The following is a 13412-nucleotide window of genomic DNA, read 5'->3' on the forward strand; positions in this document are numbered from 1 at the left end:
CTTTTTCATGAAAATCTACACAGTCGGCGGCGCGGTGCGTGATCGCCTGCTCGGCATCGAGGTCACCGACATCGACCGCGTGGTCGTCGGCGCAACCACTGAAGAAATGCTCGCCAAGGGCTACAAGCCGGTGGGTGCTGACTTCCCGGTATTCCTGGACCCGAAAAACGGCGACGAGTACGCCCTGGCTCGCACCGAGCGCAAGAGTGGCCGGGGTTATGGCGGCTTTGTGTTTCATGCCAGCCCCGAGGTCACGCTGGAAGAAGACCTGATTCGTCGCGACCTGACCATCAACGCCATGGCGGAGGACGGTGACGGCAACCTGACCGATCCGTACCACGGCCAGCGCGACCTGCAGGCGCGCATTCTGCGTCACGTTTCCCCGGCGTTCGCCGAAGATCCACTGCGTGTACTGCGTGTTGCGCGCTTCGCAGCGCGTTATGCCCATCTGGGTTTCACGGTAGCGCCTGAGACGCTCGGCCTGATGCGCCAACTCAGCGAGTCCGGCGAATTGGAAGCCCTGACGCCCGAGCGTAGCTGGAAGGAAATCTCCCGGGCCTTGATGGAAGATCAACCTCAGGTGTTCATCCAGGTGCTGCGCGACTGCCATGCGCTGAAAACCCTGATGCCGGAAGTGGACGCGTTGTTCGGCGTGCCGCAGCCGGAGGCCCATCACCCCGAGATCGACACCGGCCTGCACACCTTGAGCGTGCTGGAACAGGCCGCCCTGCACAAACAACCCCTCACCGTGCGCTGGGCCTGCCTGCTGCATGACGTGGGAAAGGGCCTGACGGCTGTGGATAAGTTGCCGCAGCATATTGCTCATGAACAGACAGGCTTGAAGCTGATCAAGGCGGTCAACGAACGCTTCAAGGTGCCAAAGGATTGCCAGGAGTTGGCACTGCTGGTGGGCCAATATCACACTCATGGCCACCGCGCTCTGGAACTCAAGGCCTCGACATTGCTGGAACTGCTGCAGAGTTTTGACGTGTATCGCCGGCCTCAGCGGTTTGAGGAGTTCGTGGTGAGCTGTGAAATGGATGCACGCGGCCGCAAGGGCCTTGAGCAACGAAGTTATCCACAGGCGGATTATTTGCGCGGCGCGGCCAAGGTTGCGCGCGAAGTCGCGGTGGCGCCCCTGCTGGAGAAAGGCTTCAAGGGACCTGCGCTGGGCGAGGCGCTCAAGCGCGAGCGGCTCAAGGCGCTGAAAGCCTACAAGGCACACTACAACGTGTAGCAAGCAAGCTTTGTGGCGAGCGGGCTTGCCCCGCGTTGGGCTGCACAGCAGCCCCAGTAAAGGCGTTGAAATTTGCTGGTAAAACTCAGCGCCTGTTGTGGGGCTGCTACGCAGCCCGACGCGGGGCAAGCCCGCTCGCCACTGGGATTTGCGAGCCGGCGTCCACCTTTGAATCCGGGCAGACGGGCGTTACAGGAGATTTTTCGGGGTGAGTGGCTGGTTTTGCCATTCAAACGCGACAGGTGCCAGCACCTGGTCGATCTGCGCATCGCGCCACAGCTCGGCCAATGTCTTGCCCACCTCAGGATGCACGCGCTCCGGCGCCATCAACGACAGCGGCCATAACACAAAAGCGTTTTTGAGGATTTCTGCGCGCGGCAGGATCAAGCCGTCAAAATTCCCGACTAATTCGCCGTACAACAGCACGTCGATGTCCAACGGTAGCCCTTTGCGGTCCGGTGCATAGCGGCCATTGTCAGCCTCGATGAATTTCAACCGGCGATCCAGCTCCATCAACGGCAAGTCGGTATAGGCCGACACCACCAGGTTGAAAAACGGTCCGCTTTTGATCCCCACCGGCTGGCTTTCGAACACAGGTGAGCAGCGCACATCCGTCAAGAAGCTCGCCAATGCATCCAGGCCGGCGCGCAGATGGCGCTCGCGTTCGATATTGCTGCCAAGGCCAAGGTAAACCTGAGTTAGCGACATCCGCGCTCGATCTCCACGCCCACGCCTTTGGCTGCCGGCACGGCACCCGGCTTGGTCAGCTTGAGGCGCAACCAGGGAATCTGGAATTCGCTCATCAACACTTCAGCCAGGCGTTCGGCGAAGGTTTCTACCAGCTGGTACTGGGACTGCTCGGCAAAGGCCTGAATACGCGCGGACACGCTGGCGTAATCGAGCGCCAGGGTCAGGTCGTCGCCCGCGGCGGCAGGGCGATTGTCCCAGGCGAAACTCAGGTCCAGGCGCAGGCATTGCTTGATGCCGCGCTCCCAGTCGTAGGCCCCGATCACGGTGTCGACTTCCAGGCCTTCGATAAACACTCTGTCCAAGCTCTTCTCCGCAGCACGACAAGGGCGCGTTGCCCCGTTAGAATCAGGGCGTCCTCGCCCGGAATAGTTAGCATGTTTTGGTCACTGGCGATTCTCGCCTACCTGCTCGGCTCGCTGTCCTTCGCCATTTTGCTCAGCCGCCTGACGGGAAATCCCGACCCGCGAATGAGTGGCTCAGGCAATGCCGGTGCTACCAACATGTTGCGCCTGGCCGGCAAAAAACTCGCCGTGCTGACGCTGCTGGGCGATATCTGCAAGGGCCTGTTGCCCGTACTCATCGCCAGCCTCGCCGGCCTCACCCTGCAACAGCAGGCCTGGGTGGGCGTGTGCGCTGTCCTCGGCCATCTGTTTCCGCTTTACTTCCGCTTTCGCGGCGGCAAGGGTGTCGCCACGGCGGCCGGCATGCTGCTGGGGATTTACCCTCCAGCGGCGCTGCTGGCGGTGCTGGCCTGGCTGTTGACGTTCTACCTGACCCGCACCAGCTCGCTGGCCGCACTGATCGCCACGCCGCTCACCCTGCCATTGCTGGCCTGGCAGGCGCCTGCAGCGCTGTTGCCGATGAGCGTGCTGACGCTGCTGATCGTCTGGCGCCACCGCGGCAATTTACGCGACCTGTTTGCCGGGCGCGAACGGCATTTTTAAATACGTTCGATGAGCCCGGCTCACGTGAGCCCTTACAGCGGTGAAAGTTGCTCCATCGGCCAGCGTGCCTGCACGCTGATCGCCAGGCTTTCGTGCTGCCCGGCTTGCAGACGCTGGCAACCGGCGTAGGCGATCATTGCACCGTTGTCGGTGCAGAACTCAGGGCGCGCATAAAACACGTCGCCGTGCATGTCGCCGAGCATTTTTTCCAACGAGGTGCGCAGCGCTTTGTTGGCGCTGACGCCGCCTGCGATCACCAGGCGCTTCATGCCCGCCTGTTTCAGGGCGCGCTTGCACTTGATGGTCAAAGTCTCCACCACGGCCTGCTGGAACGCCAGTGCGATGTCGCAACGGGCTTGCTCACTGTCGTCCCCGGCGCTGACGCTTTGCTGCCAGGTGTTCAGTGCGGAGGTTTTCAAGCCGCTGAAGCTGAACATTAGGCCCGGGCGATCGCACATCGGACGCGGGAAGGTGTAACGGCCCGGCACGCCTTTTTCGGCAAGACGCGCAATTTCCGGACCGCCGGGATAATTGAGGCCCATCATCTTCGCCGTCTTGTCGAACGCTTCACCGGCGGCATCGTCCAGAGACTCACCCAGCAGCGTGTATTGGCCAATCGCATCGACCTGAACCAGCTGCGTATGCCCACCCGAAACCAACAAAGCGACGAACGGGAACTGTGGCGGTGTTTTTTCCAGCATGGGCGCCAGTAAATGGCCTTCCATGTGGTGCACGCCGAGGGCCGGAATGCCCCAGGCGAACGCCAGCGCCTGGGCGCAAGAAGCCCCAACCAGCAGGGCTCCGACCAATCCGGGGCCGGCGGTGTAGGCAATCGCGTCGATCTCGGTCGGCACGCAGCCGGCCTCGTCCAGCACCTGGCGAATCAACGGCAGCATGCGCTTGACGTGATCGCGGCTGGCGAGCTCCGGCACCACGCCGCCATAGGCGCGGTGCAGGTCGATCTGGCTGAACAGTGCATCGGCCAAAAGCCCGCGTTCACTGTCGTAAAGTGCGACACCGGTTTCGTCGCAGGAGGTTTCAAGTCCCAGTACTAGCATGGGTTTGCGCCTTGTAGAGGCTGAATTCGAAGGCGCGCATAATAGTCGTCACTCCCCCTCCCGACTAGCGGTTTTCGATCAGAGGCTTTGCATTCCGGGCAATGAGGGGTTAACATCCGCAACCCTTAAAAACCGACGACCTCAGCCGCGAATTTTTTGCGACGAGAACGTTGATTCCCGGTAATGAAAGAAGGTAGCTCTGGATGCCAGCCGTCAAAGTAAAAGAGAACGAACCCTTCGACGTAGCTCTGCGTCGTTTCAAGCGCTCCTGCGAAAAAGCCGGTGTTCTGGCTGAAGTTCGTAGCCGCGAATTTTATGAGAAGCCAACTTCTGAGCGTAAGCGCAAAGCAGCAGCCGCTGTTAAGCGTCACGCTAAGAAAGTTCAGCGCGAGCAGCGCCGCGCCGTTCGTCTGTACTAATACACAGACTTACGTAGCAAGCTTCTGCCAAGCCCGGCCCTCAGCCGGGCTATTGGCATTTGCGGATATCGCTTGATGCTTCACCGTCGACGCCGCACACGCGACCGAGACACTGCTTCACACGTCAGGACTGGCTCTTTTGCCAGCGGTGCGCGTCTCTTCTGACGAGCCTAACAAGGCTACTGACGAGCACACTCATTCTTCAAACAGACGATCAACTGTGTCGGCTGTGCCCAACGATGCGTTTCCGAGGCCCGCCATTGGCCAACACCGGACGCTCGGGCAACATTTCCAGGCCGAACACTGATAGAAATTAACGTCAGTGAATGTTCGGCAGATACACTCCCTGACAGCCCAACCAGACGACAGTTGATCGAGCCGCACAATGTGTGCGCCTGAGCACTTCGCGGGCCTCATTGATACGCAGTGATGACGAGAACGCCATGGCCGGGCTAATTCCCCAGAGCTTTATTGACGACCTTCTGAACCGCACCGACATCGTCGATGTTGTCAGCTCGCGCGTGCAATTGAAAAAAGCCGGCAAGAATTACACCGCCTGCTGCCCGTTCCACAAAGAAAAGACCCCCTCGTTCAGCGTCAGCCCCGACAAGCAGTTCTACTACTGCTTCGGCTGCGGCGCGGGCGGCAATGCCCTGGGCTTTCTCATGGACCACGACAACCTGGACTTCCCCCAGGCTATCGAGGACCTGGCCAAAGCCGCCGGCATGGAAATCCCCCGCGAAGAAAGTGGCCGCCCGCACAAACCGCGGCAACCCACCGACTCGCCGCTGTACCCGCTGCTGACGGCCGCTGCCGACTTCTACCGTCAGGCGCTCAAAAGCCATCCGCAGCGCAAGGCCGCTGTCGAATACCTCAAGGGCCGCGGCCTCACCGGTGAAATTGCCCGGGACTTCGGCCTCGGTTTCGCGCCGCCAGGCTGGGACAACCTCTACAAGCACCTGAGCAGCGACACCCTGCAGCAGAAAGCCATGATCGACGCTGGCCTGCTGGTGGAAAACGCCGAGACCGGCAAGCGCTATGACCGCTTCCGCGACCGGGTGATGTTTCCGATCCGCGACAGCCGTGGCCGGATCATCGCGTTCGGCGGCCGCGTGCTCGGCGACGATAAGCCCAAGTACCTGAACTCCCCGGAAACCCCAGTGTTTCACAAGGGTCAGGAACTCTACGGACTGTTCGAAGCGCGTAAAAACAACCGCAACCTTGATGAAATCATCGTGGTTGAGGGCTACATGGACGTGATCGCCCTCGCCCAGCAAGGACTGCGCAATGCCGTGGCCACCCTGGGCACCGCCACCAGCGAAGAACACATGAAGCGCCTGTTTCGCGTGGTGCCCAGCGTGCTGTTCTGCTTCGACGGCGACCAGGCCGGCCGCAACGCCGCCTGGCGTGCGCTCGAGGCCACGCTGTCGAGCCTGCAGGATGGCCGCCGTGCGCGTTTTCTGTTTCTGCCGGAAGGTGAAGACCCGGACACCCTGGTGCGCTCCGAAGGCACCGACGCGTTCCGCGCGCGCATCAATCAACATGCGCAGCCGCTGGCGGACTATTTCTTCCAGCAATTGACCGAAGAAGCCGACCCGCGCTCTCTTGAAGGCAAGGCCCACATGGCCACGCTCGCGGCGCCGTTGATCGACAAAGTGCCGGGCGCCAACCTGAAATCACTGATGCGCATGCGCCTGCTGGAAATCACCGGCTTGAGTGGCGAGGCCGTCAGCCAGCTGGTGCACAACGCACCGCAAGACGCACCGCCGGCTTACGACCCAGGCATGGATTACGACGCCATGCCGGATTACTCGGACTTTCACCAACCGCAGGAGGCCTACGCGCCCCAGCAGGAGTGGACACCGAAGAAACCCGGCGCCGGCGGCAAGAAATGGGACAAGAAACCCTGGAGCAAGAACGGCAAGCGCGGTGATCGCGATGAAGCCTACGCGCCACGCACGCCGGTGGCGGTGGAGGCCCCGACGCTTATTGCGTTGCGCACGCTGATCCACTACCCGCAATTGGCGAAGAAAGTTGAGAGCGCCGATCATTTTGCCAACGAGAGCAACACGTACGCTCAGGTACTGATCGCCTTGATCGAGGCGGTACAGAAAAATCCTAAGCTAAACTCAATTCAGTTGATGGCTCGCTGGCATGGCACCGAACAAGGCCGCCTCTTGAAAGCACTCGCAGAAAAGGAGTGGCTAATTGACGGCGATAACCTTGAACAACAGTTTTTAGACACCATTACTAGGTTATCCGCGGGTCAGCACACGCAGACCCTCGATGAACTCATCAAGAGAGCAAGGCAGCCGGGATTATCGGCTGAAGAGCAGATTCAGATAGCAAAACAGATGCGCGACCTCTTAAAACAGAATGTTTCCGCATCAAACCCGACCTCAGCTGGCGTGTGAGGTCATAGCTCGGGTATAATCCTCGGCTTGTTTTTTGCCCGCCAAGACCTTCAGTGGATAGGGTGTTATGTCCGGAAAAGCGCAACAGCAGTCTCGTATCAAAGAGTTGATCACACTGGGTCGTGAGCAGGGTTACCTGACTTACGCCGAGGTCAACGACCACCTGCCTGAGGATATTTCAGATCCAGAGCAGGTGGAAGACATCATCCGCATGATTAACGACATGGGGATCAACGTATTCGAAACTGCGCCAGATAAGGATTCCCTTATGCTGGCCGACGCCGATACTGACGAGGCCGCGGCCGAAGAGGCAGCAGCAGCGTTGGCAGCAGTGGAGACCGATATCGGTCGCACGACGGACCCTGTGCGCATGTACATGCGTGAAATGGGTACGGTCGAGTTGCTGACACGCGAAGGCGAAATTGAAATCGCCAAGCGTATCGAAGAGGGCATCCGTGAAGTGATGGGCGCAATTGCGCACTTCCCTGGCACGGTTGACCACATTCTCTCCGAGTACACCCGCGTTACCACCGAAGGTGGCCGCCTGTCCGACGTTCTGAGCGGTTATATCGACCCGGACGATGGCATTGCGCCGCCTGCTGCCGAAGTACCGCCGCCTGTCGATGCGAAAGCCGCGAAAGCCGACGACGATTCCGAAGACGACGATGCTGAAGCCAGCAGCGACGACGAAGATGAAGTTGAAAGCGGTCCGGACCCGATCATCGCTGCCCAGCGTTTCGGTGCGGTTTCCGATCAAATGGAAATCACCCGCAAGGCCCTGAAAAAGCACGGTCGTGGCAACAAGCAGGCCATTGCCGAGCTGATCGCCCTGGCTGAGCTGTTCATGCCGATCAAGCTGGTGCCGAAGCAATTCGAAGGCCTGGTTGAGCGTGTTCGCAGTGCCCTTGAGCGTCTGCGTGCCCAAGAGCGCGCAATCATGCAGCTGTGCGTACGTGATGCGCGCATGCCGCGTGCTGACTTCCTGCGCCAGTTCCCGGGCAACGAAGTTGACGAAAGCTGGACCGACGCACTGGCCAAAGGCAAGGCGAAATACGCCGAAGCCATTGGTCGTCTGCAGCCCGATATCATCCGTTGCCAGCAGAAGCTGACTGCGCTTGAGACTGAAACCGGTCTGACGATTGCCGAAATCAAGGACATCAACCGTCGCATGTCGATCGGTGAGGCCAAAGCCCGCCGCGCGAAGAAAGAGATGGTTGAAGCGAACTTGCGTCTGGTGATCTCCATCGCCAAGAAGTACACCAACCGTGGCCTGCAATTCCTCGATCTGATCCAGGAAGGCAACATCGGCTTGATGAAGGCTGTGGACAAGTTCGAATACCGTCGCGGCTACAAGTTCTCGACTTATGCCACCTGGTGGATCCGTCAGGCGATCACTCGCTCGATCGCCGACCAGGCCCGCACCATCCGTATTCCGGTGCACATGATCGAGACGATCAACAAGCTCAACCGTATTTCCCGGCAGATGTTGCAGGAAATGGGTCGCGAACCGACCCCGGAAGAGCTGGGCGAACGTATGGAGATGCCTGAGGATAAAATCCGCAAGGTATTGAAGATCGCTAAAGAGCCGATCTCCATGGAAACGCCGATTGGTGATGACGAAGACTCCCATCTGGGTGACTTCATCGAAGACTCGACCATGCAGTCGCCAATCGATGTCGCCACTGTTGAGAGCCTGAAAGAAGCGACTCGCGACGTACTGTCCGGCCTCACTGCCCGTGAAGCCAAGGTACTGCGCATGCGTTTCGGCATCGACATGAATACCGACCACACCCTTGAGGAAGTCGGTAAGCAGTTTGACGTGACCCGTGAGCGGATCCGTCAGATCGAAGCCAAGGCACTGCGCAAGCTGCGCCACCCGACGCGAAGCGAGCATCTGCGCTCCTTCCTCGACGAGTGATACCAGAACCCCCGGCCCAGGCCGGGGGTTTTGCTTTGTGCAGATCACTTTCTACAGATTAACTGCCGCGCAACACCCCTCCCCGCAATGCCCGTCTACACTCGAAACATTCCCCGTGCCATAACGAGACCGTTATGCCCAGACTGCCGACCGTGATACTGCTGTCGCTGCTCACCTGGACCGCAACGGCTGGCGCGTTGACTCTCACCGATGAAGAGCGTGGCTGGCTGGCGGACCATCAGGAGCTGCGACTGGGAGTGGACACCTCTTGGCCACCCTTCGAATACCGTGACGAAAATGGTCGTTATCAGGGCCTTGCCGCCGACTATGTACGCCTGATCCAGGACCGCTTGGGCGTCAGGATCAAACTGATCGAGCCCGCCAACTGGACCGCCGTGCTCGAACAGGCCAAAAACAACCAGCTCGACCTGCTGCCCGGCACCATGTCCACCCCGGAGCGCCAGGGTTTCCTGGCCTTCACACGGCCTTATCTGGACTTTCCCATCGTCATCCTCGCCCACGAAGGCGGCGCCAAACCGCGCGACCTCAAGGACCTTTACGGGCTGAAGATCGCCGTGGTGGAAAACTACGCACCCCACGAACTGCTGCGCACCCACCATCCCGACCTCAATCTGGTGGCCATGCCCAACGTCAGCTCGACGCTGCAAGCCCTGGCCACTGATGAAGTGGATGCGGTCGTCGGCGACCTCGCCTCCAGCGTCTGGAGCCTGCGCCAACTCAAACTCGATGGGTTATACGTCAGCGGTGAAACGCCCTACCGTTATCAACTGGCAATGGGCGTTCCGCGCGATGAGAAAATGCTGGTGGGTATCCTCGACAAGGTGCTCGCGGACCTCAGCTCGGACGAAACCGACGCCATCCAGCAACACTGGGTAGGCAGCTTCACCGATCACCGCACGTTCTGGGCCGACCTGCTGATGTACGGCCTGCCAGCCGTGCTGCTGTTGAGTACCGTGCTGGCCATCGTGATTCGGATCAATCGTCGGCTCAGTTCGGAAATATCCCGGCGGGTGGCCCTTGAGCAAGAACTGCGCAGCAGCGAATACCACTACCGCGGCCTGGTGGAGAGCCTGTCCGCCATTGCCTGGGAAGCCAGCATCACAGACTTCACCTACAGCTACGTGTCGCCGCATGCCGAGGACCTGCTCGGCTACCCCCGCGCGCATTGGCTGATTCCAGGGTTCTGGCGCAACATTATCCACCCCGCCGACCTGACCCGCGCCGAGGCCTACTGCTACCGAGAAACCCGTGCCAACCGCGACCACAGCCTCGATTACCGAGTCATCACCGCCGACGGGCGCTGCCTGTGGGTACGCGACATTGTCAGCCTTATCGAGCACGGCCACGAGCCGGTGCTGCGCGGCTTGATGATCGATATCAGCGAAGCCAAGCGCACCGAAGAAGCCCTGCAGCTATCCGAGCAGAAATTTGCCTCGGTGTTCCAGCAATGTCCGGACATCCTGGTGATTGCGCGGATGTCCGATGGCTGCCTGCTGGAGGTCAACAAGGCGTTCGAAGACCAGATCGGCCTGAGCGCCGAAGACGTGGTGGGCAAGACCGCCACAGAATTGAATATCTGGGGCATTCCGGGCGTCGGGCCCGACCTGCTGCAACGCGTGCAGACCACCAGCATCCGCAACCTCGAGATGTCGTTCCGACGCAGCAATGGCCAGGCGTTTACCGGGCTGATCTCGGCGGAACCGTTCCAACTCGACACCACCGAGGCCTTGGTGGTGGTGGTGCGCGATATCACCCAGCTCAAGGAAACCCAGCAACAACTGCAAACCTCGGAAGAGAAATTCGCCAAGGCCTTCCACGCCTCACCCGATGGCCTGCTGCTGAGCCGTCAACGTGACGGGCTGCTGATTGAAGTGAATGAGGGCTTCAGCCGACTTACCGGTTTCACCAGTGTGACCTCGCTCGACCAGTCAACCCTGGACCTGGGCATCTGGGTCGATCTGAACGAGCGCAAGCACATGCTGGAACTGATGCGTCGCGATGGTTTTGTGCGCGATTTCGTCTGCCATATACGCCGCAACGACGGGCAGATTCGCCTCTGCGAAGTGTCCAGTCGCCCGCTGCCCATCGGCGATGAAGAATGCATGCTGACCATTGCGCGAGACATCACCGAACGCCAGTTCATGCAGGAAAAACTGCAACAGGCCGCCACGGTATTCGAGAGCACTGCCGAGGGTGTGTTGATCACCGACACCCGACAGAACATCAGTGCCGTCAACCGCGCGTTCAGCGAAATCACCGGGTACAGCGAAGCCGAAGCCCTTGGCAGCACGCCGCGCCTGCTCGCCTCCGGCCTGCACGACAGCGCCTTCTATGCGGCCATGTGGCACCAGTTGACCGCCCAAGGGCACTGGCAGGGCGAGATTTCCAACCGCCGCAAGAACGGCGAGCTGTACCCCAGTTGGCTGACCATCAGTGCCGTGCGCAACCATGAGCAATTGATCACCCACTTTGTCGCCGTGTTTGCCGACATCTCCAGCCTCAAGCACGCCCAGGCGCGCCTCGACTACCAGGCACACCATGACCCACTGACCGGATTGCCCAACCGCAACCTGTTCGAAAGCCGGTTGCAGGCCGCACTGAATGGCCAGCAGGAAAGCGGCAACCAAGGCGCGGTGCTGTTTCTCGACCTGGACCGTTTCAAACACATCAATGACAGCCTCGGCCACCCCGTCGGCGACCTGCTGCTCAAGGACATCGCCGTGCGCCTCAAGGAGCAGCTGCGCGATGTCGACACCGTGGCACGCCTGGGCGGCGATGAGTTCATCATCCTGCTGCCCGGCCTGCAACACGCCAGCGATGCCGGGCACCTGGCCAATAAGCTGCTGGCCTGCTTCACGCCGCCGTTCCAGGCCGGCGAGCACGAATTCTTTATCAGCGCGAGTATCGGCACCAGCCTGTACCCGCAGGACGGCACTGACGTCGCCACCCTGGTGAAAAACGCCGACGCGGCGATGTACCGCTCCAAGGCCAAGGGCCGCAACCGCGTCGAAAGCTACACCCGTGACCTCACCGCCCAAGCCAACGAGCGCGTGGCCCTGGAACACGAACTGCGCCGCGCCATCGAGCGTGAAGAGTTATTTTTGTATTACCAACCCAAGCTGAGCCTGATCACGCAGGAATTGATCGGCGCCGAAGCCCTGATCCGCTGGCGCCACCCAACCTTTGGCGACGTGCCGCCTGAGCATTTCATCGCCCTCGCCGAAGAAAACGGCATGATCCTGCAGATCGGCGATTGGGTACTGGAACAGGCCTGCCAACAGCTGCACGCCTGGCAAACGGTTTATGAGGGCTTCGGCCCACTGTCGGTTAACCTTGCCGGCGCACAACTGCGCCACCCCAACCTGCTCGCGCGCATCGAACAGCTGCTGCGCGACTACCGCCTGGAGCCCGGCTGCCTGCAATTGGAGATCACCGAAAACTTCATCATGAGCCAGGCCGAGGAAGCCCTGGAAGTGCTGCACCAACTCAAACGCCTGGGCGTGCAGCTGGCGATTGACGATTTCGGCACCGGCTATTCATCCCTCAGCTACCTCAAGCGCCTGCCGCTGGATTTCCTCAAGATCGACCAGTCCTTCGTGCGCGGCTTGCCCGACGATCCGCACGACGCCGCCATCGTGCGCGCCATCATCGCCCTGGGCCACAGCATGCAATTCACCATCATCGCCGAAGGCGTGGAAAACCCCGCGCAACAAGCCTTCCTTGCCGCCGAGGGCTGTGAACAGATGCAAGGCTACATCGTCAGCCTGCCCCTGCCGCCCGAGCTTTTTGCCGAGGCTTTTCTTCATCTGAGCGTTTCAGACTTTTCGGATGGCACAGCAGGGAAACCATCGTTATAATCCGCGACCTGTTACAAGGGCCTATAGCTCAGTTGGTCAGAGCAGAGGACTCATAATCCTTTGGTCCACGGTTCAAGTCCGTGTGGGCCCACCAAACAAAAAAGCCGCGCATTGCGCGGCTTTCGCGTGTCTGGCGTCTGGAAAAGGCGACGCTGGCTCTCACGCAATTGTCTGCAATGAAAGATTTGTTAATTGTCGTCAACTGCTGCGGCACAGACCATGGCCGGCCACTCAACAAGCACGAGGAACCCGGCTCCATGCCACCCGCCAACCGCTCACCCCGCGCCTTAGTCCAGTCTATTTTTACCCTCAGCCTGCGCACCGCAGGCGCTCTTGCCATCACCCTCGCAACCCTGGGCAACGCACACGCAGCATCGCCCGCTCCAGCCACCATCAAGGCGTACAAACTCTGCACCGGCGCAGATAACGCCTCGCACGTGCTGGAGGGCACCATCGACCAGAGCATGCGCAACGAGGTCACTGCCATTCATTTCAAGACCACCCCGGCGCACGCTTCTTACGATTGGCATAACGATCCCGAGCCGCAATACGTCATGACGCTGTCCGGCACTCTGGCCTTCGCCACCCGAGGCGGCGAGACGTTCACTCTGCGCCCCGGTGAAGTGCTGGTTGCCGAAGACAACACCGGCACCGGCCATCGTTGGAACCTGATCGACGACCAACCGTGGCGCCGTGGCTACGCAGTGCTCAAGCCTGGCGCGCCGGACTCGTTTATCCCGAACGATCCCGCCGCCGCGAAAGTCTGCAAGGCGCCTTGATCTCGCAGATCACAG

10 protein-coding genes and 1 tRNA gene are annotated in these 13412 nt (G+C 60.4%); 8 read left to right on the forward strand and 3 right to left on the reverse strand.

Translation table 11 applies throughout. From position 1 onward, the window contains the following. Positions 1–7: 7 nt before the first annotated feature. Complete coding sequence (locus AC19YS_RS22620) at positions 8–1237, forward strand: multifunctional CCA addition/repair protein (protein WP_200625594.1); 1230 nt, start codon at positions 8–10, stop codon at positions 1235–1237. 189 nt (positions 1238–1426) lie between these two features. Here the strand turns inward: AC19YS_RS22620 and folK are convergent, their stop codons facing one another. Both folK and folB read right to left on the reverse strand, forming a co-directional pair. Then, positions 1427–1945 (reverse strand): 2-amino-4-hydroxy-6-hydroxymethyldihydropteridine diphosphokinase, encoded by a 519-nt coding sequence (folK, locus tag AC19YS_RS22625; RefSeq protein ID WP_200621999.1) that lies wholly within the window; start codon positions 1943–1945, stop codon positions 1427–1429. Beyond that, positions 1936–2289: a dihydroneopterin aldolase gene (gene folB, locus AC19YS_RS22630; RefSeq protein ID WP_106575528.1), complete on the reverse strand. Its 354-nt coding sequence runs from the start codon at positions 2287–2289 to the stop codon at positions 1936–1938. Before folB ends, folK begins: the two co-directional genes overlap by 10 nt. A 72-nt stretch (positions 2290–2361) precedes the next feature. On the opposite strand from folB, the gene plsY reads away from it, so the two are divergent. Then, positions 2362–2931, forward strand: coding sequence for a glycerol-3-phosphate 1-O-acyltransferase PlsY (plsY, locus tag AC19YS_RS22635; protein ID WP_094951989.1), 570 nt, complete (start codon positions 2362–2364; stop codon positions 2929–2931). A gap of 32 nt (positions 2932–2963) precedes the next feature. Here plsY and tsaD read toward each other — a convergent pair whose 3' ends face one another. Further along, positions 2964–3989, reverse strand: coding sequence for a tRNA (adenosine(37)-N6)-threonylcarbamoyltransferase complex transferase subunit TsaD (gene tsaD, locus AC19YS_RS22640; protein ID WP_119737664.1), 1026 nt, complete (start codon positions 3987–3989; stop codon positions 2964–2966). 203 nt (positions 3990–4192) lie between these two features. Between tsaD and rpsU the strand changes: the two genes are divergently transcribed. From rpsU to AC19YS_RS22670, 6 genes are all read left to right on the forward strand, one after another. After that, positions 4193–4408, forward strand: coding sequence for a 30S ribosomal protein S21 (gene rpsU, locus AC19YS_RS22645; RefSeq protein ID WP_002551877.1), 216 nt, complete (start codon positions 4193–4195; stop codon positions 4406–4408). Between the two features lie 443 nt (positions 4409–4851). Then, entirely contained in the window at positions 4852–6822 is a 1971-nt protein-coding gene (gene dnaG, locus AC19YS_RS22650; protein WP_119737662.1) for a DNA primase, read from the forward strand. A 67-nt stretch (positions 6823–6889) separates the two neighbouring features. Beyond that, on the forward strand, positions 6890–8740 hold the full coding sequence (gene rpoD / locus AC19YS_RS22655; protein ID WP_106575532.1) for an RNA polymerase sigma factor RpoD: 1851 nt from the start codon (positions 6890–6892) through the stop codon (positions 8738–8740). A gap of 134 nt (positions 8741–8874) precedes the next feature. Beyond that, positions 8875–12618, forward strand: a complete 3744-nt coding sequence (locus AC19YS_RS22660) for an EAL domain-containing protein (protein WP_500602699.1) — start codon at positions 8875–8877, stop codon at positions 12616–12618. A gap of 17 nt (positions 12619–12635) precedes the next feature. Beyond that, a tRNA-Ile gene (locus tag AC19YS_RS22665) sits at positions 12636–12712 on the forward strand. A gap of 163 nt (positions 12713–12875) precedes the next feature. Then, positions 12876–13397: a cupin domain-containing protein gene (locus AC19YS_RS22670; protein WP_200622004.1), complete on the forward strand. Its 522-nt coding sequence runs from the start codon at positions 12876–12878 to the stop codon at positions 13395–13397. Positions 13398–13412 lie beyond the last annotated feature (15 nt).

This window comes from Pseudomonas sp. MF08831 (assembly GCF_059862645.1).